The following is a 26,481-nucleotide window of genomic DNA, read 5'->3' as shown; positions in this document are numbered from 1 at the left end:
TTACTTTTTCTTTTTATCTGTTGTTGATGCTGTTTTATCAGGCTGATAAAAGTTAGGAGGGAAACTATTAATCTGTCTCCATAACTCAAACCAAATAGGAACATTGTCTAATAAAGCAATAGTTTTTGCTCCAGAACCTACTCTAATTGCAGTTGGCCATGGTTGTGTTTCTTTATTTGGTGCTAACAAAATTCTATACATTCCATTGCTACTAATAAAATTTTCTATAGCTACTACTTTAGCTCCATAAGTACCGTAAGATGCATTTGGCCAGCCACTAAATACAATTGCGGGCCAACCATCAAATTGTACTCGTACATCTTCATTTATATGGATTAATGGTAAATCTATAGGACGAACAAACATTTCTACAGCTAACTCATAATCTGCAGGCATAATTCCTACTAATTCTTCACCTTCTTTAAATGTTTCTCCAATACCGGATTTTATGGCTTTGTTTATGTAACCATCTTGAGGAGCGGTAATATATAGTAAGCTATTTCTTTTAGTATAGTTTGCAACATTAATTTCTAGTTTAGAAACCTGAGCTTCTGTGTCTAAAGTGGCAGATTGTGCTGTGTATAAGCTACTTTCTGCTTTAGCAATTTTATCTGCATAGGTAGCTTTTAAAGTAGATATATTTAATTCAGCATTAATCGTATTGTTTTGAGATGTTAAATACTTGTTTTGTTGTGAAATTAATTTCGCATTGGCTTCTTGAAATTTAGCTCGCTTTTCTTCAACATCTTTAACAGCTTTTAAACCTTCTTTTTGTAAACTAACAGCACGTTCGTATTGAGTTTTAGCAATCATATTTTTAGTTTTAATTGCTTCTAAATCAATACTGTCACTTTTTACTTTTAAATGCGCTTGAGTTAATTTGTTTTTAGCTTGTTCTAGTTTTAAAATTCGCTCTTGCTGCAAAGCTTTAATTTGTCCTTTTAATGCTACAACTTTGTTTTTATAAGCGTCTACAGATAAAGTTTTAATATTTAACTGATCTTGGGTACGTTTAGCTAATTGATTGTCAAAATAATCACTTTTAACTTCAGAAATTCTAAGAATAGTATCACCTTTTTTAACAAAATCACCTTCACGTACAAACCATTCTTCAATTCTTCCAGGAATTTGCGATTGTATCGTTTGTGGTCTTTGATTTGGTTTTAAAGTGGTAACACTACCTTTACCAGAGATATTTTGAGTCCATGGTAAGAATAAAATAATAAGAATGATGAAAGAAAACACTAATAAGAATTTTCTAAATCTTTTATGATATTCTTTTGTAAATATTTCTTTTCCAGATTTGAAGTTGGTCAAATCAAGATCTTTTGAAACAGAGTTGTTAGAGATATTTAACATGTTTTTATTTTTTAATTTGACCTTTTTCTAAAATAATGTGTTTGTTACACTTTTGTTTCCAATTCATATTACTACTTACCACAATTAAACTCCATGGTTGTGATGGATCTGCTAAGAAGTCAATAATTTTTTGCGTTTCTTCTTGTTGGAATTGATCTAATGGATCTTCAAGAATTAATAGCTTTGGTTTTATAACAATAGCTCTGGCTAAAATGATTTTTTTAGCAATGGTATAAGCTATTTGTTTTCCTTCTGGCTTTATTATAGTATTTAAACCATTAGGTTGTTGTTTTAGAAAGTCTGTTAAACCTACAACTTCTAGTGAATGATAAATGTCTTTATCTTTAATACTAGTATCCCCAAAAGTTATATTTTCTCTAATGGTTCCTTCAAAAGGAGTTTCTTCAGATAAGGAAAGTCCTAGTTTAGAACGATATTTGTTAATATGTAAACTTTGTATAGAAAGATTATTTACATGAACATAACCACAGGTAGGTTCTATAACACCAGCAATTAATTGTAATAAAGCAGATTTACCAGAACCACTTTCTCCTTGTACTAAAATTCGATCTTTCGGATTGATATCGAAAGAAATTTCATCTAGAATAGGTGCGTTTCTATTTGCAACACTATAAGAAACATCTTCTAATTCAATGGTTAAATCTCCTTCTGTTACTTCACCAGACTGTTTTTCTATTGGTTTGTCTACAACTTGTCCTAACTTTTCAATAGAAGTAAGTACATCATAAAACGATTCTAAACCTAATATTAACTTTTCTACGGAGCTTATAACTAATAAAACAATGATTTCTGCAGCAACGAATTGTCCAATATTCATTTGCTGATTTAGTACAAGAAATCCACCAATTAATAATAAACCAGCTGTAACGAGTACTTTAAAACTAATCATTTGTATAAACTGAATGACTAAAATTTTAAAGTGGCTTTCTCTCGAACGCAAGTATTGACAAACTAGTGTATCGTTTTTTTCTAAAGCAAGACTTGTTTTACCAGATAGTTTGAAACTTACTACAGAACGAGCAATTTCTTGCAGCCAATGTGCTACTTTATATTTGTTCTTAGATTCATCTAAACTAGTTTCTATACCTTTTTGTGAAGTTAATTTGAATACAGCGTAAATCAATACAATTAATAACAACCCAAAAATGATAAAGAAAGGGTGGTAGAAAGAAAGTAATATAATGGCAAAGATGATTTGTAGAAATGCAGAAGGCACATCAATTAAAACCTTCGAAAGTCCTTTTTGTATAGTTAATGTATCAAAAAAACGATTGGCTAATTCTGGTAAATAGTAGTTTCGTAGCTCCTTCATTTTAATTTTAGGAAAACGATAACTCAACTCAAAAGAAGCTCTAGTGAAAATACGTTGTTGTATTGTTTCAATAATTCGTAATTGCATTAGTTTTAAAATACCAGAAAAAACAACTCCCATTGTTACTAGTATAACCAATACAATCCACGAAACGGATACTTGAGCTCCTTGTAATAAATTTATAATTGCCTGTATACCTAAAGGAAGTGAAAGAGAAACAACTCCTTCAAAAATGGCATAATAAGATATTTGAAAAATATCTTTTCGTTCTAATTTTATTAAGCCAAGGAAGCGTTTCCAAGGCGATAAAGCATTATTTGTCATTCGTTAAAGTGTTGAGGATAAGTTGTGTGTAAAAGTGTGTTGGTGTAATGTCTTCATTACAATTTGTAATGGTTGGGAAATGTAATTTTATAAATTGCTGATGTAGAGCTCCCTCTGTAATTGAACTCGCTAGACTTAGTGGATATTCATAATCGTTGTTATATTCAGAAATAACACCCGCTAATCTTCTTACCACTCGCTTATATGGTAAGAAATATCCTTGCTTATTTTCTGAGTCTACACTTTTAGTTAAAAATGATTTAGAATTTTCATTAATAATAATCTTATTCAATAAAACTTCATTAATATGAGAAAAGTTTTTATCCTCTTTGGTTTTTCTAGTCACTATTTCAATAGCTTTAATTAACTTTTCTTTATGGTCTTTTATACTAAAAGTCTCAATTACTAATTGATACTCTACCCATCTCCAGTACCAAGAACTTAAATAGATGAGTAATTTATGTTTGCTTTCAAAATATCTATAGATTGAACTTTCATTAGATCCTATTAAAGTACCTAGTTTCTTAAAATTGAAATTCTCAAAACCAATTTCATCAATTAAAACAATGCTGTGCTCCACAATTTTTTTACCAAGATCAGACGATTCTGGGTTTTTAATATAAATGCCTTCCGGAACTTCAATTTTTATGCTTGAAAGTAATCTATCCATTATTAATTGCTTTTTATGCAAATATAATAGTAATACTATTAATATAAAGTTAAAATTCTATTATTGTTTATTTTTTTTAGTTTTTTCTTAAACAAAAAATAAGTATCTTTGGTATAACTCCCCAAAAAGTTAAAAACAACAGTAAAATTTTACCCCAATGGCTAAAAAAAAGAATGTTAGTAAACAGGATATCATAACGATGTATATGGATTATGTGTTAGAGCATAATGAAGAACCTAAATCTATATACAAGTTTAGTAAGGATAATAATTTTGATGAAGCATTGTTTTATCAAAGTTTTTCATCTTTTGAAGTAATACAATCATCTATTTTTGAGGCTTTTTTCGAAAATACAATTGTTTTACTACATAAAAGTGAAGAATTTCAAAACTTTGATGCGAGGAATCAATTGCTAAGTTTTTATTTCACGTTTTTTGAAAATCTAACAGCGAATAGAAGCTACGTAGTATATGCATTGCATACGAATAGAAATAAGTTAAAAACAGTAAAAAGCTTAGAAAAACTTCGCAAACATTTTAAAGTTTTTATTAAAAGTCTAGCTATAGAAAAGCTAGAAATAAAGCAAGAAAGATTTGAAAAAATACAAGACAATGCAATTGCAGAAAGTGGTTGGATTCAGTTATTACTTACACTTAAATTTTGGTTAGAAGATACCTCTGTATCATTTGAAAAAACTGACATTTTTATTGAAAAATCAGTAAACGCAAGTTTTGATATATTAAATATTGCACCTATAAAGAGTGTAATTGATTTAGGAAAATTTTTATTTAAAGAAAAGATGGTGAGATGAAAACAATAGACAATATACCTACTTCTAAAATTCAGAGAGCATCGAAGTTAGTGCAAACAGGCGCTAAAGTTGGTGTAAACTATTTAAAGTACTATGGAAATAAACTAGTGAGTGGAGAAGAAGAGGCAAAAGAACAATTGAATAAAGAAAATGCTGAAGACATTTACAATGGTTTAAAACAGTTGAAAGGTAGTGCACTAAAAGTAGCACAAATGTTAAGTATGGAAAAAGGTATTTTACCTCAAGCCTATGTAGAGCAGTTTTCTTTATCTCAGTTTTCGGTACCTCCCTTGTCCGCTCCTTTAGTTAAAAAAACATTCAAGAATTATTTTGGTAAAAACCCAGATGAATTATTCGATAAGTTTGATTTAAATGCAGTTAGTGGTGCAAGTATTGGCCAAGTACATTTGGCAGAAAAAGACGGGCAAAAGTATGCTGTGAAAATTCAATATCCTGGAGTGGCAGAAAGTATTTCTTCAGATTTGTCTTTGGTAAAACCTATTGCAATTAAAATGTTCAATATCCGAGGAAAGGATAGCGACAAATATTTTAAAGAAGTAGAAAATAAGCTAATTGAAGAAACAAATTATAATTTAGAAATTGAACAAAGCCAGGCAATTGTAGATGCTTGTAAGCATATTCCTCACTTAAAATTTCCAAATTATTACAAAGAATTCTCATCAGACAGAATTATTACAATGGATTGGATGCAAGGAATTCATTTATCTGAATTTACTGCAGAAAATGAAGATAAAGACAAATCAAACAAGTTAGGACAAGCTTTGTGGGATTTTTACATGTATCAAATGCATAAATTACGCAAAGTACATGCCGATCCGCATCCAGGAAACTTTTTAGTTTCAAAAGAAACAGAACTTATAGTGTTAGATTTTGGTTGCATGAAAGCAGTTCCAGAAGAGTTCTATGTTCCATATTTTGAATTAGCTAAGAAGGAAAACATCTCTAATTCTGAGTTTTTTGAACAAAAGCTATACGAATTAGAAATTTTAAGAGAAGACGATTCTCCTGAAGAATTATCGTTTTTTAAAGACATGTTTCATGAAATGTTGAGCTTGTTTACAGAACCTTTTAATACAGAAGAGTTTGATTTTTCTGATGAAACATTCTTTGGAAAAATAACAGCGTTAGGAACGAAATATGCCAAGAATACAGAACTTAGAAATATGAATGGAAATAGAGGTTCTAAACATTTTATTTACATCAATAGAACCTTTTTTGGACTGTACAATTTAATGCACGATTTAAAAGCAACAAATATTAAAATCAATAATTTTAATCAATACTAAATGCAATTTTTTGATAGAAAAGACATCGATAAATTTGATAGAATTCACAAAATAAACCTGATGAATAGTCTTTCAGGTTATAAATCAGCAAATCTTTTAGGAACAGTTTCACCAGAAGGACAGGAGAATGTAGCTGTGTTTAGTTCTATTGTACATTTAGGTTCTGCACCGCCTGTTTTAGGATTTGTTTTACGACCTACAACAGTACCTAGAAATACTTATGAAAACATAAAAAGCACAGGGTTTTATACAGTAAATCATATTTGCCAAGAGATTACTGAAGATGCACATCATACCTCTGCAAAATATCCTAAGGAGATTTCAGAATTTGAGATGACCAACTTAACCCCAGAATATAAAAATGATTTTAAAGCGCCTTTTGTTAAGGAATCCCCAGTACAAATAGGTTTAAAGTATTTAGAGGAATATTACATAAAAGCTAATGATACATTACTTATCGTTGGAGAAATTCAATTCTTTTATGTGCAAGAGCAAATGTTAGAAGCAGACGGATTTTTAAACCTTTCTAAAGGAAAAGTAGCAACAATTAATGGTTTAGATGGTTACGCAATACCAGACTCGACAACAAGGTATGCATACCAACGCCCAAAACAAATAGTAAACAAAGAATGAAAGTTTTAATCACAGGTACAACAGGCTATATTGCAAAAAGATTAGTGTTAAAGTTATTAGAAAGCGGCCATCAATTGGCCTGTTGTGTTCGTGATTTAAATAGAATTCCAGATGAAATTGAGCATAAAGAACATATAGAATTTATTAAAATAGATTTTTTAGATCCTAAAAACACTCATTTTCCAACAGACATAGATGTAGCCTATTATCTAATTCACTCAATGGCAACTACAGCCACAAATTTTGAAGATTTAGAGCAACAATGTGCTATCAATTTTAAAAATTTAATTGAGCAAACAAATTGTAAGCAAGTAATTTATTTAAGTGGTATTGTAAATGATAGTTCTTTATCTAAACATTTACAATCTAGATTAGCAGTAGAACAGATTTTGAAATCTACTCATTATGCATTAACCACTTTTAGAGCTGGAATTATTGTAGGAAGTGGTAGCGCATCTTTTGAAATTATTAGAGATATTGTTGAGAAGTTACCTGTAATGGTCACACCAAAATGGCTAAATACCAAAACGCAACCCATTGCAATTCGAGATGTATTAAGCTTTTTGGAAAATGCCATTGGTAATGAAAAAGTGTTGAACGCTTCTTTTGATATTTGTGGACCAGAAATTCTGACATACAAAGAAATGTTACTAGAATTTGGAGAAGTAAGAAAGTTAAAACGCTATATTTTAACATTACCAGTACTCACTCCAAGACTTTCATCATATTGGCTGTACTTTGTTACTTCCACGTCTTTCAACTTAGCAAAAGCATTGGTAGACAGTATGAAAGTAGAAGTAATTGCAAAGCCTAGTAATATTAATGAAATTTTAGGTGTGCAACCTATAAAGTATAAAGAAGCAGTCGCATTAGCATTTCAAAAAATAAAACAGAATGCGGTTATTTCTAGTTGGAAAGATGCGATGAGTAGTGGCGTATTTAACGATCAATTAAGTAATCATATACATATTCCTCATTTTGGTTGTTTTAAAGATATCCGTTCTAGAAAAGTTACCAATGAAGTATATACAATAGATAAAATTTGGTCTATAGGTGGAGAGAATGGTTGGTACAGTTTTACTTGGTTATGGCGGATTAGAGGTTATATAGATAAGTTATTTGGAGGTGTAGGCTTACGAAGGGGAAGAACACATAATTCATATTTAGAACCAGGAGATCCACTAGATTTTTGGCGTGTATTGTTAGCCGATAAAAAAGAAAAAAGATTATTACTATTTGCAGAAATGAAACTACCAGGAGAAGCATGGTTAGAGTTCAAAATTGTTAAAAATCAACTATTTCAAAGAGCAGTATTCAGACCTAAGGGAATTTTAGGGAGAATGTATTGGTATGCTGTGTTGCCATTTCACGCCTTTGTTTTTAATGGGATGATTAAAGCACTAGTAACCGAAAAGTGAGAAACGTAAAGAAACAACACTTACCAACCAAAATATGTCAATGTTGTCTGCGTCCCTTTACATGGCGAAAGAAATGGGAACGAGATTGGGAAAATGTAAAATATTGTAGTAAAAAATGCAAAGTACAAAAACAGCGATAGTTTGGTTTACAAATAACCTAAGAACATATAATAATAGGGCATTATACAATGCTTGTTTACAATATGATAAGGTCATTGCAGTATATTGTTTTGATCCTAACTTATATGAGGAAACACAATTTGGATTTAAAAAAACAGCAAAATATAGAGCAAAATTTACTTTAGAATCTGTTGAAGAATTATCGAATAATTTAAAAAAATTAAACATTTCTCTTTTCTTATGTTATGAGCATCCGTCGGCTTTTTTACCAAAGTTTTGCCTGACATATAAGGCGGATGCTCTCTTTTATCAAAAAGAATTTACAGACGAAGAAGAGCAAATAATTCAATCGGTAAAATCTAAACTTCCAGAAGAAATAACAACACACGAGAGTTACGACCAGTTTTTATTTGATCCTGAAGCTATTCCTTTTGAGATTGAAAAAATTCCAGAGGTCTTTATGGCTTTTAGGAAGAAAGTAGAAAAATATGGAGTTGTGAAAGAAGAATTATTGCCTATAACGAAACCAGAATCGAATTATATTGAAGTAGGTACAAAACTGCCAGCATTACAAGATTTAGGTTTTCAAGATTTTTCAATGCCAATTCATGCAGCTTTTCCCTACAAAGGAGGAGAAAATCAAGCGAAAAATAGATTAAGAGATTATTTTTTCAAAACAAAGAAACTCGCTTTTTACAAGAAAACTAGAAACGGACTTATAGGTACTGATTACAGTTCAAAATTTTCTCCATGGTTAGCTAATGGTTGTATTTCTGCACAAACTATTTATTGGGAAGTAAAGAAGTTTGAAAAGGAGTATGGAAGTAATCAATCTACTTACTGGTTTGTATTCGAATTGTTGTGGAGAGATTATTTTAAATATATAGCCTTAAAGCACAAAAACAACTTGTTTAAGATCGAGGGAATTAAAAAAGCAAATTATGACTGGAAAGATGATTTAAGTTCAATAGAGAGATGGATTCATGGAGAAACTGATGAACCTTTTGTTAATGCAAATATGATTGAGCTTAAAGAAACAGGATGGATGAGTAATAGAGGACGACAAAATGTAGCGTCTTATTTCTCAAAAGAATTGTTGCTAGACTGGAGAATAGGAGCAGCTTACTTTGAAAGTATGCTCATAGATTATGATGTACATAGCAATTATGGCAATTGGCAATATGTTGCAGGCGTTGGAAATGATCCTAGAGATCGAAAGTTTAATATAAAACTACAAGCAGATAAGTACGATACAAACGGAAATTATCAGCGATTGTGGTTACAACCTACACTGTTTTAAATGAATAAAAGAGCATTACTTTTTCCACACCAACTATTTAAAAGAGTAGTTTTTCCTTCAAAAGATATTATCATCTATTTGATAGAAGAAACGTTGTTTTTTAATCAGTATAATTTTCACAAACAAAAGCTAGTATTTCATAGAGCTACTATGAAATATTACGAAACTTATTTAAAGGATCAAGGATTTCAAGTAGAATATATTGAGGCAACAGATTTCAAATCAGATGTAAGAGAACTTATTACAGTTTTAGAAGCTGAAAGTATAGAAGAATTACATATTATTGACCCAACTGATAATTGGTTACAAAAAAGAATTGAAAATACCATTAAAAACATCCGTGTAGAGTGGTATGAAAATCCATTGTTTATTAATAAAAAAACTGAATTAACCTCTTTTTTCAAACCAACAAAGAAGAAATTTTTTCAAACATCATTTTATAAACAACAACGTTTAGAAAGGAATATTCTTATTCAAAATGGAAACCCAGTAGGAGGTAAGTGGACTTTCGATATCGATAATAGAAAGAAGTATCCTAAAAATAAAATAAGTCCTGTTGTATTATTTCCAGATAACAATTCCTTCTTTTTAGAAGCAAAAAACTATGTAGCAATTCATTTTTCTGAAAATGTAGGCAATTTGCATGATTTTCAAATATATCCTTCCACTTTTAAAGAAGCAGAAAATTGGTTGCAAGAGTTTTTTGAAGTTCGTTTTCATGAATTTGGAGATTATGAAGACGCTATAGTAAAAGACAGGCATTTTTTACACCACAGTTTATTATCGCCACTTATAAATGTAGGATTATTAAATCCAATGGAAGTAATAAAAAAAGCTAGTGATTATGCCGCTAAAAACGATATTCCAATAAATTCTTTAGAAGGTTTTATAAGACAAATATTAGGTTGGAGAGAATTTATTCGTGGTGTATATGAAGTAAAAGGAACTGAAGAAAGAACAAAGAACTTTTGGAATCACTCTCGTAAAATACCATCATCTTTTTATACAGGAACTACTGGTGTTTTGCCAATAGATGCAACAATTAAAAAAGTTTTAAAAACAGGCTATGCACATCATATAGAACGATTAATGATATTAGGAAACTTTATGTTACTCTGCGAATTTGATCCGGATGAAGTTTACCAATGGTTTATGGAATTATTTATAGATGCTTACGATTGGGTAATGGTACCTAATGTGTATGGAATGAGCTTATTTGCAGATGGAGGATTAATGTCTACCAAACCTTATATCAGTAGTAGTAATTATATAAAAAAAATGAGTGATTATCCTAATGGGGATTGGCAAGCAATATGGGATGGATTGTTTTGGAAATTCATGGATAAAAACAGGGAATTTCTAACTAAAAATCCAAGATTACGAATGTTGTTGACAAACCTTGATAAAATGGATATAGAAAAAAGGAACAAACATTTTTTGAATGCAGAAACATTTTTACAAAGTATAGAAGAAGAAAATAAACAAAAGATAAATGTATGTCAGAACGTATGAGGAATAAAGAAAGAATAGCCGTAGTTTGGCTTAAAAGAGATTTACGTTTGCATGATAATGAAGCCATTTTTAATGCATTAGAATCAGGAATACGAGTACTGTTCTTGTATGTTTTTGAAAACTTATTATTAGAAGATGAACATTACAGTAAACGACATTGGGATTTTATAAAACAATCTCTTGTTGATATAAATACAGATTTAGCCTCATATAACACAAAAGTATTGAGTGTTACAGGTGATATTTTTGCAGTCTTCAATCAATTGCAATCTCATTTTAGAGTTGAACAAGTTTACTCTCACCAAGAAACAGGATTGTTAACCACCTTTAAAAGAGACAAAGAATTTGCACGTTATTGTAGAAATAACTCCATAGAATGGGTAGAAAATATAAACAATGGCGTATTACGAGGATTGTTAGATAGAGAAGATTGGTTTGACAAATGGGAAAATTATATGTATCAATCACAGTTAACATTCAATCCCAATGAAAATGTATTCATTTCTTTGTCAACAATCAATCAAATTTCTGAATATTTTCATACTACAAATTTGAGAACTGAGAAGAGTGAAAATTTCCAGTATGGAGGTAGAGAAACGGCATGGAAATATGCAAATTCTTTTTTTGAAGGAAGATATGAGAAGTACATGTATCATATTTCAAAACCAGAAGCTTCTAGAGTAAGTTGTAGCAGATTATCTCCATATATAGCTTGGGGAAATGTATCAATACGAGAAATATTTCAGAAAGCGAAAGAAGTAAAAGAAACTTCAGAGAATAAACGGCATTTAGGAGCATTCATTTCTCGTTTACGTTGGCAAGCACATTTTATTCAGAAATTTGAAATGGAATGCACCATGGAAAATGCGAGTGTAAACAAAGGATATCATAAGCTTAAAAAATCGATATCCGAAACGTATAAAACAGCTTGGGAAACTGGGCAAACAGGTTTTCCATTGGTAGATGCTTCTATGCGTTGTTTAAATACAACAGGTTATATTAACTTTAGAATGCGAGCCATGTTAGTGTCTTTTTTTACACATATTTTATGGCAACCATGGCAAGAAGCAACACACCATTTATCTAAAAATTTTCTCGATTTTGAACCAGGCATACATTTTCCACAATTACAAATGCAAGCAGGAGAAACAGGTATAAACAACCTCAGAATATATAATCCAATTAAAAACGGACAAGAACACGACCCAGATGCATTGTTTATTAAAAAATGGGTGCCAGAATTAGCACATTTACCTATTCCATTTATTCACGAACCTTATTTAATGACTGCTTTAGATCAACAGTTTAACAACTGTGTATTAGGAGAAGATTATCCGTTTCCTATTGTAAATGTGAAAGAGAATAGAAAAAAAGCAAGTGATATTTTATGGAATATGAAAAAAGATCCAGAAGTGTTACGAGAAAGTATTCGAATACTTAAAAAACACACGATTATAAATAGAAGTAGAATGTTAAGAGATGAATAATGATTTTTAATACCACTTATAATAACGAAGATTTTACTATTCATAGTAAAGAATTACTAGGAAAACCATTTTCTTTTTTTGAGAAAATTAAAATGAAAGGAATAGGCTCAGGAAGACTTATGATTGCTGAAGTAAGTAAGAAATTACAAACGACTAAAAAACAATTTTCAGAACTTAATTACGGAAATATAGAATTACGTCCTAAAGGTGTTTTAATTCATTACACTAATCGTTTAGAGCGTTTTTCTTGGTGTATACCTTATCATAAATTAGTTGTTTATAATGCGTCTTTCTTTAGTATTCATGCAGAAGGGAGCTTTATAAAGTTTTTGAAAAATAAGAATTATACTGAAAATAAAAACTTCATTACTAAAATGATCGATTTTAAAAACGAATACTTAAATCTAGAGTATTATGACGGATAGAGTTTTGGATAGAATTATAGAAATGGCTTGGGAAGATAGAACTACGTTTGATGCAATTCGATTTCAATTTGGATTAAAAGAGCAAGAAGTTATTGCATTAATGCGTAGAGAAATGAAACCTTCTAGCTTCAGAATGTGGAGAAAAAGAGTTTCAGGAAGAGCTACAAAGCATCAAGCAAAAAGAGTTTTTAACGAAGGACGATTTAAATGCTCTAGACAACGACAAGTTTCAAATAATAAAATTTCAAAAAGATAATAAGTACATGAAAACTATTTTAATAATAGGAGGAAGTAAAGGAATTGGAAAAGCGATTATAGATACGTTAAAAGAATCGCATCGTATTATAAATTTTAGTAGGAGTGAAATAGCAATACATCCTAATGTAACACATTATTCAATAGATGTGTTACAAGACGAATTACCAGATTTAGACATACCAATTAACGGATTGGTTTTTTGTCCTGGAAGTATCAATTTAAAACCTATTGGCAGATTATCGTTAGAAGATTTTAGAAGTGATTTCGAAATTAATGTAGTAAGTGCGGTTAAAGTCATTCAGAAGTATATTAATGTTTTAAAGAATAACCAAGGTAGCGTTGTATTGTTCAGTACTGTAGCTACAAAATTAGGAATGCCTTTTCATGCGAGTGTTTCTGCAAGTAAATCTGCAGTAGAAGGGCTTACAAAATCATTAGCTGGAGAGTTTGCTACCAAAGTAAGGTTTAATTGTATTGCTCCAACAGTAACTGAAACTTCTTTAGCAGAAAAACTATTGCGTAACGATAAGCAGAAAGAAAATATGGAACAACGACATCCATTAAAAAAATATTTACAACCAGAAGAAGTGGCAAGTTTGGCTAGTTATTTATTATCAGAAAATGCCTCAGCTATTTCAGGACAAGTATTTCCCATAGATGCAGGTATTGTGAGTTTAAAATTATAGCATGAAACAATTAATGGTTATATTATTTCTTATGATGTGCTTTCAAGAAAGTATTACTGTATTTGATTTTGATAAAGATGTTTCAATAGAAAAATGGAACACAACGAATGATGATGTTATGGGAGGAATTTCAAACTCTTCTATAAGGTTAAATAATGAAGGAAAAGGAGTGTTTTCAGGAAATGTTTCTACAGAGAATAATGGAGGTTTTGCAATGGTAAGATTACCTGTATCAATTGATTTAAAAGAAAACTCTAAGAAAATTATACTACGTATAAAAGGAGATGGTAAAAAGTATCAATTCAGAATTAAAGCCAAAAAACACCAACGATATTGGTATATACAATCTTTTCAAACAAATGGAGATTGGCAGACTATAAGTCTCGATCTAGTAAATTTTTATCCATCATTTAGAGGTTATAAACTTAATAAAGAAAACTTTGCTTCCAATAGAATCAAAGAAGTTGCAATTCTCATTGGAAATAAGAAAGATGAAAGTTTCGCATTAGAAATAGATACGATACAAATTATATAAGAATTTAGTACTTACCTATAATTAAAAAGCGAGAATAGATATCTACATATCAATTTCTCGCTTTTTTAATTTGAAGGGTTTTTATAAACGAACAGTGTTTATATAATTTTGTTTTCTTAATCAGTAAAATACAATAAAAATTGAATATATGATAAAATAAATTGAGAATATTTATTTATAGAACATCAATATCGCTATTGTAATAGGAATGTTTTATTTCGGTGGTGTATTTAGAAGTAGTATATTTTATTAAAACTTAATATTTAGAGCTTCAAATAAATGACTTGTAGTCCAAGCTGGCCCAATTAACAAAAACTGTACATCTTTTATAAAAGAAGGTTTCTTTCCTTCATGATTATGTCCATAAAACTGAATAATCCATGAAACCACAAAAATGATAGTCATAAAAGCCCAAAGAGGCATAATATTAATTTGAGAAATTAGATTAATAAGCCATAACACAATTATAGAATATACAAGCATTACTAAAAATAACACAAAAGAAAGTCGTAAATAATAAACTGAAGCAATTAGTAAAAAAATAGTGCCAAAATGTGCATAAGCGGTTAAGCTATCAGGAAACAAGTTTATAATAAAAGCAGGCGTTGGTATAGCTGCTAATAAGCCAATAATACTTAGTACAATAGCAGGAACGCAAAAATAATGTATAATTCTGTTAAGCTTTGTTTGATGACTTTCTCCATATTCATTTAATAATAAGTCTATTTTTCGCATAACTATAAAGGGTTTGTATTTGTATATTTTTTAATTTGCTGATATTCAGTTAAGCCCGTTTCTGTTAAAAAAGGGATTAATAAGTTCCAATGGAAATCAATAAAATCACCTTTATTTAATGTAAAATCGGTATCTGTAATAATTTGTTTTTGCGATTGCCAAAAAGTACTAATCATCCAAATAGAGTGAATCATTTTATCATAATTGGTATACTCATTTTCAGGTTTTAGTCTGTCTGTTTCTATATAATAATCAATAAGTTTTCTAGATTCTTTAAATCGAGTCAGGTTTACTGCCTCATATCTTTTTGCAATACTTGGATATACCCTGGTAATATGTACCAATTCATTAAAAAAGAACTCGTATTTAGATTGTACTCTATCAAATTTGCGCATAGAGTTTTCGAAATGATGCAAGGTTATATACTCGTTTGGCGGAAAGAGAAATTTTGTAGATTCTTCTTTTAAATCTTCAAAAATAGCTTCTAGTAGTAGCTCTTTGTTTTTAAAATGGTAGCTTAAGTTTCCTGCACTAATATTTAGTTTTTGAGCTATTTGAAGCATAGAAACAGTAGAAATTCCAGTTTCATTAAATAATTGTAGCGCAGTAGTTTTTATCTTTTCTTTCAATTTAGAAATAGTTTTCTATTTATTTTTCAATATTAGTAAATGTTTACTAAAAATCAAAATATATAATATCCATGAATATTTTTAATGGTTATTTTTTTGAAAAACAATGAAAGAAATGAAAAGAAAATGTAGATTTGATTTGTGGAGCATTTTAAAAAAATAGAAGATTATTGTAAGGCAATAAACATTCCGAAACCTTTACATCCTTATTTTGATATTCGAAGTTTTGAAGAAAACATGAAAACGGTTGTTGCTAATATGGAACCATTTAAACATGAGTTTTATGCCATAGCAATTAAAGTAGAAGGCTCTGGAAAAGTAGTTTCTGGTCATCATACAAATTTTCCAGAAGGAGCCACTGTATTTTTTAATTCTCCATTTCAGTTGCTTTCGTGGGACATCCTGCCCGATTGGAAAGGGTATTACATACTTTTTTCAAAAGAATTTATCTTACAATCAAAACATTTACGCAATTTACTTTCTGAATTCCCTTTCTTAAAAATAGATAAGTCTATTCCTTTTACGGTAAAACCTAAAGAAGTATCAAAATTATTGGTTGTATATGAGGGGATTATGGAAGAATTTCAAGATTTGAAAGAAGATTCATTAGCCATTATTGAAGCACAAACACTTGTATTGTTGAATTTAGTAAAACGCTTTTTTAATACACAAGTACACAAAGACAAAGCCGATGAAGAATTTAGAAAAGCAGATGTACATTTATTGTCTCGTTTTCAAACACTAATAGAAACTAGTTTTTATGAAAGCGAAGTTGCAACGAAAAAGACACATTCACCAAGTTATTATGCCAAACAATTAGCGGTACATCCCAATCATTTAAACGCTATTGTAAAGCAAATTACTGGACATACTGCAAAAACTCATATTCATAACCACCTATTGCATTTGGCTAAGTCTAGATTATTGCATACTAGTATGAGTGTGAAAGAGATAGCGTACTCTTTACATTTTGAAGCTCCGAACAATTTTAGCAGTTTTTTTAAGAAACTTACTCAACAAACCCCAAATTCTTTTCGAAAAAACGGGTAATCTTTGATTTTTATACTTCTTAGTTTGATTTCATAAATCCTTTCATGTGAAAGTGATAGATCTTTGTATCATCAAAAACAAATAAGCATGAGAACAATAGGAATTATTCTAGTATTACTATGTACTACTACAGTAGGATGTCAGAACACAAAAAAATCACAAGAAACACAAAAAACAGCAATAATTATGACTGAAGTAAACACTATAGAACAAGTTGTAACAAAAGTATTTATAAACACAGATAATCGTAATTGGGAAGGAGTGCAAGCGCAATTTGGACCAAAAGTACTTTTAGATTACGCATCAATGTCTGGTAATCCAGCAGCAGAACTAACTCCTAAAGCTATTACAGATGCATGGAAAACTGTTTTACCTGGTTTTACAAGCACTCATCATCAAATAGGAAACTTTATAACAGAAGTTAATGGAACAAAAGCGCATGTATTTTGTTACGGAACAGCAACACATTATTTAGAAGATGAAGCAGGTAATGTATGGACTGTAGTTGGAAGTTATGATTTTAATGTAGAGCAAATTGAAGGTAATTGGAAAGTAACTTCAATGAAATTCAACTACAAATATCAAGATGGAAATAGCGGGTTGATTCAGAAGGCTATTGAAAATGCAAAGTAAAATGAAAAGAGTATTAGCAATACTATTCGTAGGGACATTATTGTCTTGTTCAAATTCAGAGAAAGTAACACAGTTACAAAATGAAGTAAATGAATTAAAACAACAACAAACAACTAAAATGGAAACAGCAACTAAAAATAAAAATTCAGTAAAAGCATTTTTTAAAGCATTAGAAGCAGAAAACGCAGATACTGTTGCAGATTTATTTGCAGAAAACGCGAAACACATAAATCCATATCATTCTGGTCTTTTTCCGCAAGGGGCAAATGGGAAAGAAGCGATTAGAGCGTATTGGAAGCCAACATTTCCATTATTTGATGGAATGACATTTCCAATTAAAGAACTATACGCAATGGAAGACCCTACTATTGTATTTGTATCGTATACAGGAAATATTACACTTAAGAACAATGCAGGAGTATATAGTAACAATTATTACTCAACATTTAAGTTTAATGATGAAGGTAAAATTACAGAATATGTAGAAATATTCAATCCAATTGTAGCGGCACGTGGTTTTGGATTAATTGATAAGATAAAATAAAAACTCCCAATGAAAAAAATAAACTTTAAAAGCGAAGGATTAAACTTAGTCGGTAATTTATATTATCCAGAAAATTACGAAGAAGGCAAAACATATCCTGCAATTGTATGTTCAGGTAGTTGGACTACTGTAAAAGAGCAAATGGCTGGTTTGTATGCTTCTCGTATAGCAAAAAACGGATTTATAACTTTAGCATTCGATTTTAGAAACTATGGAGAAAGTGAAGGAGTACCAAGATCTTGGGAAAATCCACAAATGAAAATTCAAGATATAAAGAATGCAGTTGCTTACTTACAAAGCTTACCAGAAGTAGCAAGCGATAAAATTGGTGCATTTGGTGTATGTGCAGGCTCTATGTATACATTAATGGCAGCATCAGAAGATATAGCTATCAAAGCAGTTGCAACAACAGCCTCTTGGTTACACGATGGTGAAGCTGTAAAATTATTTTATGGTGGAGAAGAAGGAGTACAAGGGAAAATAAAGCAAGCACAAGAAGCTAAGAAAAAATATGCAGAAACTGGAGAGTTTACGTATATCAAAACAATTTCTACTACAGATGAAACTGCAGCAATGTTTGGTGAATACGATTATTATTTAAATCCAGAGCGTGGTGCAATTAAAGAGTGGAGTGCAGATCAATTTGCTGTGGCTACTTGGGAAGATTGGTTAAAGTTAAATCCATTTCCATCTGCAGCAAAACTTAATAAGCCTTTATTAATGATTCATTCAGATGGTTGTGTATTGCCAGATTATACAAAGAAATATTTTAATGAAGTTACTTCAGAAAACAAAGAATTAGTGTGGGTAGATACAGAGATGGCTTCACCAATGCATCAATTTGCGTTTTACGATCAAGAAGAAGAAGTTACGTTAGCTGTAGATAAAACAAGTACGTTTTTTCAAGAAGCATTATAAATAATCCCTCTCCCCAAGATTATGATACGACGATAGGTATACATAATCGTACTTCTAGCAAGAATTCTTTACCCCTGAATTCTTGCTTTTTCTTTTTGTATACTAACTAGAAATACCTATTGTAAAAAGAAATTTTACTACTCATTTTAAAATAGAAAGAGGCCCTCCATAACGGATAAGCCTCTCTCTCGATCTAAATAAAAATGAATTGTATGATTTAAAGAGCGTTTATAAAGCTCAATAAATTGTCTCTTTCTTCTTTTGTTAATTGCTTAAACTCTTCTTTTGACTGAGCTGCTTCTCCGCCATGCCATAAAATGGCTTCGGTTATATTTCTAGCTCTACCGTCGTGCAAGAAAGTAGTATGTCCGTTCACTACTTGTGTTAAACCAATTCCCCATAAAGGTCTGGTTTTCCATTCGTTTCCGTTAGCTAAGAAATCACCTCTATTATCTGCTAATCCATCTCCCATATCGTGTAGTAACATATCTGTATATGGCCAAATAGTTTGATTTGCCAGAGCATTTATTGTAGAAATTCCGGTTTGTTGCTTAGGAGTATGACAAGCATTACAATTAATTCTATTAAAAATGGTAGCACCTTTTTGTACAGATGTATCGATTACATTTCTTACTGCTGGAACAGCTAATGTTTGGCAATACACCGTAACTTGATTTAGAACTTCTGGAGTAATTTCTGGATCATCTGCAAAACCATCATTAGGAATATCATTGGTGAAAATTTCATTTGTAATTCCCATATCTTCATGGTATGCAGCGGCAGATTGAATTCTAAGATTAGACGTATTTGCTTTCCAACCAAATCTTCCTAATTCTCTCGCTCCAGTTTCTGGATTAATTACATAATTTGCTTTTCCAGAAATACCGTCATTATCAATATCGTTTTCATCAGCAATAGCTAAAATATCATTTTCAGGAATTGCTTCTAATAGCCCCAAACCAAAGACTGGTGGTGCTATTCTTGCTGAAATTTTAATATTGGCAGGAATAGGAACATAAGGATTTTCATAACTAAAAGTAGGTTTCCTTAATGTTATAATAGTACCATCAGAAAGTGTTTCATTAAATTCTTCCCAAGTTACTTTATAGTTCATCTCAGGTTGAAAACCAATTACACTCTGATTTTGAGCTTGCGTTCCATAGTTTGGTACAGCGATAGGCCCATTATTTATATCGTTTCCTGTAGAAATACGATATAATAAACCGCTAGGAGCATTAATATCCGTAGGAAAATCAGCACGCCCATCTCTTGGGTGGCAAGCAACACAATTAGTATTATTAAAACGAGGCCCTAGTCCTGGATTAATAGGAGAGCCAGCAGTAACAAATGTATTCTCAAATTCAGCGTCTCCAGCCAAATGTAATTCTAAATTAATACCCGTTAAGTTAGCCGCTGGATTTTCAAAAGCAAAAGATGTAGAAGAGAAAATAGTAGTAGCTCCACCAGCTAACTCCCTTTCAGATATATCTGTTAAAGGTGTATATTCATTAGCCATTTCGTCTTTTGAGCATCCAATAAATACTATGGATATTATGAAAATTACTTTTTTCATACAAAAATTCCGTTTTTGAATAGAGAAATTATACAATGGTGATTTCTTTTAAAGATTTTTAGTTTAAAGAATTTATAAATGGTTTTAACTCATTTTCTGTAGTGTCAAATAAGGTATTTACTTTACTTTGTGCGTTTTGTACAGTGCTTCTATTGTTTATAATAGCATCAGTAAATGTCCCAGGAATAGCATTAATTGCATCTATAGCTTCAGTTATTTGTGTTTTAATTGTTGTATCTAAAGTAGCGTTAGTTTCTGCTACAATACTTGTTAAACCACCTAAGTATATATTTTGAATACTAATAATATTGTTTACAAAGTCGGCCTTAGAATTGTGAGCAAATCTAGATTCTTCCTGGTCTGGAGCAGCGCTACCTCCATTACCATTTAAAGGAACTTCTATTTTAGCATTTGCAACTTCATCAGCAATAATAGAAATACCATCAGTAATTTCTTGTATTACATTTTTTTGTGAAGCATAATTTGTAGAAGGAAGTGTTAAGAATTGTGCTGCAAAATTTCCTCCAGAAGAAATCCAACCATCGTATAAAGCTTGTGTATTATTTTGTAAATCTTGAGTAGCGGCTTGTAAATATTCAATTTCTCTAGCTGTAAAGTCTGCAGCAACTTTACTACCGTCTATTCCCCATAATAAATACTCAATAGTATGAAATCCTTTGGCGTTATTATTTTGACTAGCTAAAAAGGTAGGAGTAATTGCCGTTGTACTTCCTAATACAGTATTTAAAAATGTTAAATCTAATGGCCAAGAATCAATTGAAGGATCAATTCCTTCAGTATCTACAGGACCATATAAAAAACCTTCAGATTGTTCCCAAGGCTCACGAGCATCTCTCCAAGCTTGCCTAGTACTTTCTAAAGCAATTGCATCTCCTATTGTAAAAGATTGCGCAGCAGTAACTAATGCATTTGCTTTGCTATTAAGGGATGTATACGTTGTAATAATTACATTATTTGTAATATTATCTATTTGATTTGTATAATCTTTTTGATTTTGTACGATGCTACTTTCATTGTCACTACTACATGATGTTAGAAAGAATGCTGCAGTGGCAACAGTTAAAAAACCTTTTGTAATTATTGATTTCATGATGTTTATTATTTATTTAAGTTTAAAATGTAAATCCGATACCTATTGAAAATATTTTATCTATCTGGTTATTTGAAAGTTGTGCACCAGTGACTGGATCTATATTTTTAGATCCTAATTTTCGTTCTGAATAATGTGTTTTTACAATTATTTTTGGAGCTACAAACCAGTTAAAACCTCCAGTTATAACATTTCTTTGCCATCTTGGATTATCTGAAATTCCTTGAGCAACAGTTTGCATTGTATCATAATAATCGTATCGAATAAAAGGGTAAAACATCATTCCTTTAGTGTCGTTAAAAAGTAGTGGAAGAACATCGTATCCGATTTCTGTAGCAAAACCTAATGCACTTTTAGCAACTGGAGTTCGTTTTACCCCTAAATTATTAGATAGATTAGCATTAAAGAAGGAAACAATTTCTGAATTTCCTAAACCACCCCAAATAGCTGTAGAAGCAATTCTTAAAGGGTGTTCGTTATAAGAAAAATGACCTTCAAACATGGTAAGATAAGAATCTACATCAATGTCATTTTTGGGTCTATTTCCGCTTGTGTTTCCGTAGTATGTAGAAAAACCTACAAATGTGTTTTTATGTTTTCCAAATTTATAATCTAACCTTGTAGAAATAGCAAAATCTTCCGCATTCATCATCTCAAATCGAGTTTGATGTCCATCTCTGATAAAGTTTTGAGAATTAAAACCAGTACCGTCTAAACCATTTACAAAAGAAACATGATACTTTACTCTTCCTTTAAAAAAGCTACCATAAATATCTACACCAGTTTCATACCAACCTAAAGGCAATAATTGGTTTTCCATTTCTGGACGATATGAGGTAAAATATTCGTCTGGAGTATCTAAATTTTGAGCTAATCCGAATTGAATTTTAAACCTACCGGCTTTAACATTGAAATTTTCAGATATGTTAAAGTTAATGTATACCTGTTCTAGCTTTACTTCACCACCTGTTTCTATTTCCTGTTCAAATTCACCTCCTTCTTCAAAAGTTTCTAATTCTAAAGTACTTCCAGTACCACCATGTTCGAATTCAATTTCTGTTTTTAAAGCAATTTTAGGAGTAAAGTTGTAATCTAAATACAAATTTAAACGCTCTGGATCTATTTTATCTTTTTCATTTGGGTTTGTGTCAAAATCATTTTTGTAATAATTAATGGCACCATAACCTCTTAACTTAAAATTTTTCCACCTGAGTAAATTACTCTTGTTTTTTGCTATAGCATATTCTTCTTTGAGCTCTTTTTTTATTTGATGTTTTAAACTATCTATATTTATTTGTTGGGCATGTAACTTTTGTAGAAAAGTAATTACTAGTATGGCTAGAATATTTCTTAAATACATTTAATGTGTTTATTTAGACTAATTTTAATTAAGGCGCAAAAGAAGATAGAAGCAAGGCTTTATGAAAAAATAATCAATAAATGAGAGTTTAATTTCAGTGAAATGGTGTCTTTCTTTCAGTAAAGACCTACCTGTTTTTTTTAGAAAAGAATGGTAAAAAAGATATATGAAGTTTACGATGATATTAAAATATTCCTTTAAAAGAAAGTAGAAAAAACAAATTGAAATAGAACTATGAAAGGTAAAATAGGATACTACAAATTGAAAAGTATAGCTTGTATACATGCATTTCCAATTTATTTATAGTTCTTGAATTAAATAAAAACATAAGTAAAATCAAGTTGGGGGAGACCACCCGTTATAGATGATCCTCCCCCTTGATCTAAATAAAAATAAAATTGTATTATTTATTGAGTATATAGAAAACTCAATAAATTATTTCTTTTAATTTCGCTACTGTTATTTTATGTTATAAAATGACTTCAATTATACTACTGGTAGCTCCATTTCGGGAACAAAAAAAGAGAATAAGAAGCTTTCTAAAAAAAATAATCAATTAGTAAGACTATTATTTCTGTAAGAATAGACCTTTTTTTCAGTAAACAAATTATCAAGAGTGAAACTTATAATCTTATTGTGCGATTAGACTCTATTACCGATTGATAATTGTAGTGGCTTAAGAAGTAAAAACTAATTTACTTCTCTAAATATGCCCAAGTAAAATTAGGATGGTGCCCATCTCTGCGTACCATTTTTACCCATAATAAAGTAAGATGCTCTAGATGTAAAGCTAGATCTAAAGTACCAGTATCTAGGGCTTGAAAGCCTAAGTCCTCACATAATTTACTTACTTGTTTTTTTGATATTAAGTCATTTCCAGCAATCATCATTACGGGGTTTATATTGTAATTAGGAAAATTACTATTAATAAGGTTTTCAAAACCATAAATAGTAAAGGCTTTTACAACTTTAGCATCTGATGCCCATTCTTGTATTTTCTCTGCGCCAGAAATTTTGCTGTTTAAGCCATGAGAAATTCCTTTTCCTACCGGATTGGTACAATCAACTAATATTTTACCTTTAAAATGCAATGTTTCTAGTATTTCTTTAGAAACAGAGAAAGGAGTTGCTAAAAAAATAACAGTTGCATTATGAATAGCTTCTTGCATTTTTTGCACTGTAAAAGCCGTGTTCTTTTGCAAGGCTTTTTGAACGGTTTCATTTTTTAAATCATTATGAGCTATAATTATTTTATGTCCTTTTCTTTGTAGATTATTAGCAATAGCAAATCCTACATTTCCAATACCTATAAATGCTAATTTCATTTCTTATTTTTTTGATAGTTGATCTATTAATAATTTAGCAACTGCTGCCCCTGAGTTTTGTTGCTGACCAGTAATCAAATTTCCATCTGCAATAGCATAAGAAGTAAAAGGAGCGACTACTTTAAAAGTAGTATTAGTTATTTTTTTGGCTTCATCTTCTATTCTATAAGGTTGAATTTGCATTCCAACAGCATTATCAGCAAAGTCTTCTTCTGTATTAGCAAAACCAGTCCAAGTTTTATCTTTTACAAGTAGTTCTCCATTAGTTGTTTTTGTTTCTAATAATAAAGTAGTTGCATGGCATACTGCTGCGCTAGGTTTACCGGTTTCATAAAAAGTAGAAAATAAATTTTGTAGTTCTTTATTTCCTTTAAATGTGTACATAGGTCCTTGACCACCTACTAAAAAGATCGCATCGTATGCATTCACATCAATTGCTGTAAACTTTAAAGTATTTTTTAATAAATCGCTAAACCATTTTTGCTGCATATAACCTAATGTGATTACATCATTTGCAGAATAACCACTTTCATCCGTAGGATCGGAATAAGCATCCATAGTAATTGCTCCGCCATCTGTAGATACAAGTGTTACTTCATATCCTGCTTCTTTAAATACATATAAAGGATGTGTTAATTCTGCTCCCCAAAAGCCAATAGGCCACCCAGTTTGTTTAGAAATAGTAGGACTACTAGCTACTATTAAAATATTACCTTTAGTTGCTGCACTATGAAAATGTACATACTGTTGTGTTTCTATTATTTGTGTTGCCATAATATTCTTGTTTATAATTTTAGTGTTGATTTTTAATTATTTATACACATACAAAAATATTTGTAAGCACAATTGGTTTTACAAATCACTATATTTGTTAGTAACTAACATTAAAGTAAGTATGCCATCATTTTTAAGTAATAACAAAAAGTATTATACGCCTGTAGAATATGTATTTGCCAAAATTGGCGGAACTTATAAAATGCCTATTTTATGGAGAGTAAAAGATAAAGTTTGGCGCTATTCTGAATTGAAAAAAAGCATTGCAAATATATCAGACAGAATGTTAAGCAAAAACTTAAAAGAGTTATGTGATGATGGTTTTATCTTAAAAAACATTTTACCAGAAGTTCCTGTAAAAGTTGAATATGCTATTACACAAAAAGGAGCGGAAGCCATACCTATAATAGCTTCTTTAAGAGATTATGGATTCCAGTTAATGGAACAAGATGGAATTAAGCATTAATCTCTTTTTCTTAAACTTTATTAGATAATATATTTGTACCACATTTTTTGAGAAAAAAAGAAGTATTCTAGATGGAGACACAAAAAACAATAGTACTACTCATAAGTATGGCAGAAACTTCCCAAGCTTTTTCCATAGGAATTTTCTTAATGCTGTTGAATCGTAAAAAGAAAAACTCATTATTACTATTAGGGATGTTTCTTTTTGTATTAGGACTATCATCTTTACCAGATATAATTAACTATTTTGATAAGGATTTTAAGCTAGGAATCGATTTTTTTGTACTAGTTCCAGCGCTATTATATAGTTATGTAGATAATCTAGTTATTCTTAAGAAAAGCAATGATATAAAAATAATAACTAGGATAGGTATTGTAGGTGTTGCTATTAGTATAGTGCTTAATTTGTTTTTTCCTTTTAATGAAGAAAGCGTAGTTTCTGTAGTGTATCATTTTCTATATTACTTCTTTGTGTTTGTATTTATAATAAGTGTTTTTGTAGCAACATATCGAAGAATTAAAAAGAATAATAAACGTTTAAAAAATCAATATAGCTCTACAGAAAATAGAGATCTTCTATGGGTAAGTCTATTATTACAATTTCTTTTAGTCTATTTTTTATTTGGTATCCTAGAAGGTTTTCTAGATTTCATACCAGAACTATACGAAGATGTTTTAATAGCTTTATGGGGGCTTTTTTTTACATTTTGGGCTTCTTACCATGGCTTATTACAACAGGTTTCAAAAAATTTAATTTCTGAATCTGAAAAGCAAGAAGCAGAAACGATTTTCTTAGAAAATGAAAAGGCAATAGAAGAGCATAAAGATATAGATAGATATAAAACTATTTTAACTTCCATTGAAGTTTTAATGGAAAAAGAAGAACTCTATCTAAACCCAGATTTAACAATTGTTAATGTCTCAGAACATATAAATGAACACCCACGTTTAATTTCAAAAGTTATAAATACACTAAATAATGAAAACTTCAATAGTTTTATTAACCGTTATCGTGTGGAAAAAGCAAAAACAATGCTTTTAAATGAAGAAAGTAACCATTTGAATATTGAAGGTATAGGGAATAGTGCTGGTTTTAAGAGTAATAGTTCTTTTTATACAGCATTCAAAAAATACCAAAATAGCACTCCTTCTAAGTTTATAAAGACAGCAAAAGGTGCTTAATTAC

General features: G+C 30.4%; 28 protein-coding genes. 18 read left to right on the top strand and 10 right to left on the bottom strand.

Annotated elements, in window-relative coordinates; genetic code table 11:
* The 3 genes from ACKTTC_RS09160 to ACKTTC_RS09150 are packed head-to-tail and all read right to left on the bottom strand — an operon-like array spanning position 1 to position 3,686.
* The gene (locus ACKTTC_RS09160; RefSeq protein WP_408039510.1) at positions 1-1,359 is read right to left on the bottom strand and encodes an HlyD family secretion protein; all 1,359 of its coding nucleotides are present in this window, start codon (positions 1,357-1,359) and stop codon (positions 1-3) included.
* Between the two features lie 4 nt (positions 1,360-1,363).
* Entirely contained in the window at positions 1,364-3,016 is a 1,653-nt protein-coding gene (locus ACKTTC_RS09155; RefSeq protein ID WP_408039509.1) for a peptidase domain-containing ABC transporter, read from the bottom strand.
* Positions 3,006-3,686, bottom strand: coding sequence for a TetR/AcrR family transcriptional regulator (locus tag ACKTTC_RS09150; protein WP_408039508.1), 681 nt, complete (start codon positions 3,684-3,686; stop codon positions 3,006-3,008). The genes ACKTTC_RS09155 and ACKTTC_RS09150 overlap by 11 nt, the downstream gene beginning before the upstream one ends.
* A gap of 157 nt (positions 3,687-3,843) precedes the next feature.
* Here ACKTTC_RS09150 and ACKTTC_RS09145 point away from each other — a divergent pair, with 157 nt between their 5' ends.
* Genes ACKTTC_RS09145 through ACKTTC_RS09090 form a run of 12 tightly spaced genes read left to right on the top strand, consistent with a single transcriptional unit; the run spans position 3,844 to position 14,178 of the window.
* Positions 3,844-4,497, top strand: a complete 654-nt coding sequence (locus tag ACKTTC_RS09145; protein WP_408039507.1) for a TetR family transcriptional regulator C-terminal domain-containing protein — start codon at positions 3,844-3,846, stop codon at positions 4,495-4,497.
* The gene (locus ACKTTC_RS09140) at positions 4,494-5,804 is read left to right on the top strand and encodes an ABC1 kinase family protein (RefSeq protein ID WP_408039506.1); all 1,311 of its coding nucleotides are present in this window, start codon (positions 4,494-4,496) and stop codon (positions 5,802-5,804) included. Before ACKTTC_RS09145 ends, ACKTTC_RS09140 begins: the two co-directional genes overlap by 4 nt.
* Positions 5,805-6,437 carry a flavin reductase family protein gene (locus tag ACKTTC_RS09135; protein WP_408039505.1) on the top strand — a complete coding sequence of 211 codons (633 nt, stop codon included), beginning with the start codon at positions 5,805-5,807 and terminating at the stop codon, positions 6,435-6,437. It abuts the gene before it with no gap.
* The gene (locus ACKTTC_RS09130; RefSeq protein ID WP_408039504.1) at positions 6,434-7,855 is read left to right on the top strand and encodes an SDR family oxidoreductase; all 1,422 of its coding nucleotides are present in this window, start codon (positions 6,434-6,436) and stop codon (positions 7,853-7,855) included. The genes ACKTTC_RS09135 and ACKTTC_RS09130 overlap by 4 nt, the downstream gene beginning before the upstream one ends.
* Positions 7,852-7,995, top strand: a complete 144-nt coding sequence (locus ACKTTC_RS09125; RefSeq protein WP_408039503.1) for a DUF2256 domain-containing protein — start codon at positions 7,852-7,854, stop codon at positions 7,993-7,995. Before ACKTTC_RS09130 ends, ACKTTC_RS09125 begins: the two co-directional genes overlap by 4 nt.
* Complete coding sequence (locus ACKTTC_RS09120) at positions 7,971-9,275, top strand: DASH family cryptochrome (RefSeq protein WP_408039502.1); 1,305 nt, start codon at positions 7,971-7,973, stop codon at positions 9,273-9,275. Before ACKTTC_RS09125 ends, ACKTTC_RS09120 begins: the two co-directional genes overlap by 25 nt.
* Positions 9,276-10,787: a cryptochrome/photolyase family protein gene (locus ACKTTC_RS09115; protein WP_408039501.1), complete on the top strand. Its 1,512-nt coding sequence runs from the start codon at positions 9,276-9,278 to the stop codon at positions 10,785-10,787.
* Positions 10,784-12,274 (top strand): cryptochrome/deoxyribodipyrimidine photo-lyase family protein, encoded by a 1,491-nt coding sequence (locus ACKTTC_RS09110; protein WP_408039782.1) that lies wholly within the window; start codon positions 10,784-10,786, stop codon positions 12,272-12,274. Before ACKTTC_RS09115 ends, ACKTTC_RS09110 begins: the two co-directional genes overlap by 4 nt.
* Positions 12,274-12,699 carry a hypothetical protein gene (locus ACKTTC_RS09105; RefSeq protein WP_408039500.1) on the top strand — a complete coding sequence of 142 codons (426 nt, stop codon included), beginning with the start codon at positions 12,274-12,276 and terminating at the stop codon, positions 12,697-12,699. Before ACKTTC_RS09110 ends, ACKTTC_RS09105 begins: the two co-directional genes overlap by 1 nt.
* Entirely contained in the window at positions 12,689-12,955 is a 267-nt protein-coding gene (locus ACKTTC_RS09100; RefSeq protein WP_408039499.1) for a TIGR03643 family protein, read from the top strand. The genes ACKTTC_RS09105 and ACKTTC_RS09100 overlap by 11 nt, the downstream gene beginning before the upstream one ends.
* Before the next feature lie 7 nt (positions 12,956-12,962).
* Positions 12,963-13,643 (top strand): SDR family NAD(P)-dependent oxidoreductase, encoded by a 681-nt coding sequence (locus ACKTTC_RS09095; RefSeq protein ID WP_408039498.1) that lies wholly within the window; start codon positions 12,963-12,965, stop codon positions 13,641-13,643.
* 1 nt (position 13,644) lies between these two features.
* Positions 13,645-14,178, top strand: a complete 534-nt coding sequence (locus ACKTTC_RS09090) for a CIA30 family protein (protein ID WP_408039497.1) — start codon at positions 13,645-13,647, stop codon at positions 14,176-14,178.
* 249 nt (positions 14,179-14,427) lie between these two features.
* Here ACKTTC_RS09090 and ACKTTC_RS09085 read toward each other — a convergent pair whose 3' ends face one another.
* Both ACKTTC_RS09085 and ACKTTC_RS09080 read right to left on the bottom strand, forming a co-directional pair.
* The gene (locus ACKTTC_RS09085; protein WP_408039496.1) at positions 14,428-14,913 is read right to left on the bottom strand and encodes an Mpo1 family 2-hydroxy fatty acid dioxygenase; all 486 of its coding nucleotides are present in this window, start codon (positions 14,911-14,913) and stop codon (positions 14,428-14,430) included.
* Positions 14,914-14,915: 2 nt separating this feature from the next.
* Positions 14,916-15,542 carry a TetR/AcrR family transcriptional regulator gene (locus ACKTTC_RS09080; protein WP_408039495.1) on the bottom strand — a complete coding sequence of 209 codons (627 nt, stop codon included), beginning with the start codon at positions 15,540-15,542 and terminating at the stop codon, positions 14,916-14,918.
* Positions 15,543-15,683: 141 nt separating this feature from the next.
* Between ACKTTC_RS09080 and ACKTTC_RS09075 the strand changes: the two genes are divergently transcribed.
* From ACKTTC_RS09075 to ACKTTC_RS09060, 4 genes are all read left to right on the top strand, one after another.
* Positions 15,684-16,592, top strand: coding sequence for a helix-turn-helix domain-containing protein (locus tag ACKTTC_RS09075; RefSeq protein ID WP_408039494.1), 909 nt, complete (start codon positions 15,684-15,686; stop codon positions 16,590-16,592).
* 87 nt (positions 16,593-16,679) lie between these two features.
* Entirely contained in the window at positions 16,680-17,225 is a 546-nt protein-coding gene (locus tag ACKTTC_RS09070) for a nuclear transport factor 2 family protein (RefSeq protein ID WP_408039493.1), read from the top strand.
* A gap of 1 nt (position 17,226) precedes the next feature.
* Positions 17,227-17,769 carry a nuclear transport factor 2 family protein gene (locus tag ACKTTC_RS09065; RefSeq protein ID WP_408039492.1) on the top strand — a complete coding sequence of 181 codons (543 nt, stop codon included), beginning with the start codon at positions 17,227-17,229 and terminating at the stop codon, positions 17,767-17,769.
* Between the two features lie 9 nt (positions 17,770-17,778).
* Entirely contained in the window at positions 17,779-18,687 is a 909-nt protein-coding gene (locus ACKTTC_RS09060) for an alpha/beta hydrolase (protein ID WP_408039491.1), read from the top strand.
* Positions 18,688-18,904: 217 nt separating this feature from the next.
* Here the strand turns inward: ACKTTC_RS09060 and ACKTTC_RS09055 are convergent, their stop codons facing one another.
* From ACKTTC_RS09055 to ACKTTC_RS09035, 5 genes are all read right to left on the bottom strand, one after another.
* Positions 18,905-20,260, bottom strand: coding sequence for a di-heme oxidoreductase family protein (locus ACKTTC_RS09055; protein ID WP_408039490.1), 1,356 nt, complete (start codon positions 20,258-20,260; stop codon positions 18,905-18,907).
* A gap of 58 nt (positions 20,261-20,318) precedes the next feature.
* Positions 20,319-21,371: an imelysin family protein gene (locus tag ACKTTC_RS09050; protein WP_408039489.1), complete on the bottom strand. Its 1,053-nt coding sequence runs from the start codon at positions 21,369-21,371 to the stop codon at positions 20,319-20,321.
* A 22-nt stretch (positions 21,372-21,393) separates the two neighbouring features.
* Complete coding sequence (locus ACKTTC_RS09045) at positions 21,394-22,731, bottom strand: autotransporter outer membrane beta-barrel domain-containing protein (protein ID WP_408039488.1); 1,338 nt, start codon at positions 22,729-22,731, stop codon at positions 21,394-21,396.
* A gap of 695 nt (positions 22,732-23,426) precedes the next feature.
* Complete coding sequence (locus tag ACKTTC_RS09040; protein ID WP_408039487.1) at positions 23,427-24,056, bottom strand: NADPH-dependent F420 reductase; 630 nt, start codon at positions 24,054-24,056, stop codon at positions 23,427-23,429.
* Between the two features lie 3 nt (positions 24,057-24,059).
* Positions 24,060-24,830, bottom strand: a complete 771-nt coding sequence (locus tag ACKTTC_RS09035) for a type 1 glutamine amidotransferase domain-containing protein (protein ID WP_408039486.1) — start codon at positions 24,828-24,830, stop codon at positions 24,060-24,062.
* Between the two features lie 121 nt (positions 24,831-24,951).
* Here ACKTTC_RS09035 and ACKTTC_RS09030 point away from each other — a divergent pair, with 121 nt between their 5' ends.
* Both ACKTTC_RS09030 and ACKTTC_RS09025 read left to right on the top strand, forming a co-directional pair.
* Complete coding sequence (locus tag ACKTTC_RS09030; RefSeq protein WP_408039485.1) at positions 24,952-25,296, top strand: winged helix-turn-helix transcriptional regulator; 345 nt, start codon at positions 24,952-24,954, stop codon at positions 25,294-25,296.
* Positions 25,297-25,367: 71 nt separating this feature from the next.
* Positions 25,368-26,477: a helix-turn-helix domain-containing protein gene (locus ACKTTC_RS09025; protein WP_408039484.1), complete on the top strand. Its 1,110-nt coding sequence runs from the start codon at positions 25,368-25,370 to the stop codon at positions 26,475-26,477.
* Positions 26,478-26,481 lie beyond the last annotated feature (4 nt).

The organism is Tenacibaculum amylolyticum, assembly GCF_964511145.1.
GTDB lineage: Bacteria > Bacteroidota > Bacteroidia > Flavobacteriales > Flavobacteriaceae > Polaribacter > Polaribacter amylolyticum.
This window is presented reverse-complemented; position numbering and strand designations above follow the sequence as displayed.

Coding starts and splice junctions, on each gene's coding strand:
- ACKTTC_RS09055 (WP_408039490.1), bottom strand. CDS start 20,260: ATGAAAAAAGTAATTTTCATAATATCCATAGTATTTATTGGATGCTCA.
- ACKTTC_RS09060 (WP_408039491.1), top strand. CDS start 17,779: ATGAAAAAAATAAACTTTAAAAGCGAAGGATTAAACTTAGTCGGTAAT.
- ACKTTC_RS09155 (WP_408039509.1), bottom strand. CDS start 3,016: ATGACAAATAATGCTTTATCGCCTTGGAAACGCTTCCTTGGCTTAATA.
- ACKTTC_RS09065 (WP_408039492.1), top strand. CDS start 17,227: ATGAAAAGAGTATTAGCAATACTATTCGTAGGGACATTATTGTCTTGT.
- ACKTTC_RS09105 (WP_408039500.1), top strand. CDS start 12,274: ATGATTTTTAATACCACTTATAATAACGAAGATTTTACTATTCATAGT.
- ACKTTC_RS09035 (WP_408039486.1), bottom strand. CDS start 24,830: ATGGCAACACAAATAATAGAAACACAACAGTATGTACATTTTCATAGT.
- ACKTTC_RS09100 (WP_408039499.1), top strand. CDS start 12,689: ATGACGGATAGAGTTTTGGATAGAATTATAGAAATGGCTTGGGAAGAT.
- ACKTTC_RS09145 (WP_408039507.1), top strand. CDS start 3,844: ATGGCTAAAAAAAAGAATGTTAGTAAACAGGATATCATAACGATGTAT.
- ACKTTC_RS09150 (WP_408039508.1), bottom strand. CDS start 3,686: ATGGATAGATTACTTTCAAGCATAAAAATTGAAGTTCCGGAAGGCATT.
- ACKTTC_RS09025 (WP_408039484.1), top strand. CDS start 25,368: ATGGAGACACAAAAAACAATAGTACTACTCATAAGTATGGCAGAAACT.
- ACKTTC_RS09160 (WP_408039510.1), bottom strand. CDS start 1,359: ATGTTAAATATCTCTAACAACTCTGTTTCAAAAGATCTTGATTTGACC.
- ACKTTC_RS09135 (WP_408039505.1), top strand. CDS start 5,805: ATGCAATTTTTTGATAGAAAAGACATCGATAAATTTGATAGAATTCAC.
- ACKTTC_RS09085 (WP_408039496.1), bottom strand. CDS start 14,913: ATGCGAAAAATAGACTTATTATTAAATGAATATGGAGAAAGTCATCAA.
- ACKTTC_RS09115 (WP_408039501.1), top strand. CDS start 9,276: ATGAATAAAAGAGCATTACTTTTTCCACACCAACTATTTAAAAGAGTA.
- ACKTTC_RS09090 (WP_408039497.1), top strand. CDS start 13,645: ATGAAACAATTAATGGTTATATTATTTCTTATGATGTGCTTTCAAGAA.
- ACKTTC_RS09040 (WP_408039487.1), bottom strand. CDS start 24,056: ATGAAATTAGCATTTATAGGTATTGGAAATGTAGGATTTGCTATTGCT.
- ACKTTC_RS09045 (WP_408039488.1), bottom strand. CDS start 22,731: ATGTATTTAAGAAATATTCTAGCCATACTAGTAATTACTTTTCTACAA.
- ACKTTC_RS09095 (WP_408039498.1), top strand. CDS start 12,963: ATGAAAACTATTTTAATAATAGGAGGAAGTAAAGGAATTGGAAAAGCG.
- ACKTTC_RS09140 (WP_408039506.1), top strand. CDS start 4,494: ATGAAAACAATAGACAATATACCTACTTCTAAAATTCAGAGAGCATCG.
- ACKTTC_RS09070 (WP_408039493.1), top strand. CDS start 16,680: ATGAGAACAATAGGAATTATTCTAGTATTACTATGTACTACTACAGTA.
- ACKTTC_RS09120 (WP_408039502.1), top strand. CDS start 7,971: ATGCAAAGTACAAAAACAGCGATAGTTTGGTTTACAAATAACCTAAGA.
- ACKTTC_RS09110 (WP_408039782.1), top strand. CDS start 10,784: ATGAGGAATAAAGAAAGAATAGCCGTAGTTTGGCTTAAAAGAGATTTA.
- ACKTTC_RS09050 (WP_408039489.1), bottom strand. CDS start 21,371: ATGAAATCAATAATTACAAAAGGTTTTTTAACTGTTGCCACTGCAGCA.
- ACKTTC_RS09130 (WP_408039504.1), top strand. CDS start 6,434: ATGAAAGTTTTAATCACAGGTACAACAGGCTATATTGCAAAAAGATTA.
- ACKTTC_RS09030 (WP_408039485.1), top strand. CDS start 24,952: ATGCCATCATTTTTAAGTAATAACAAAAAGTATTATACGCCTGTAGAA.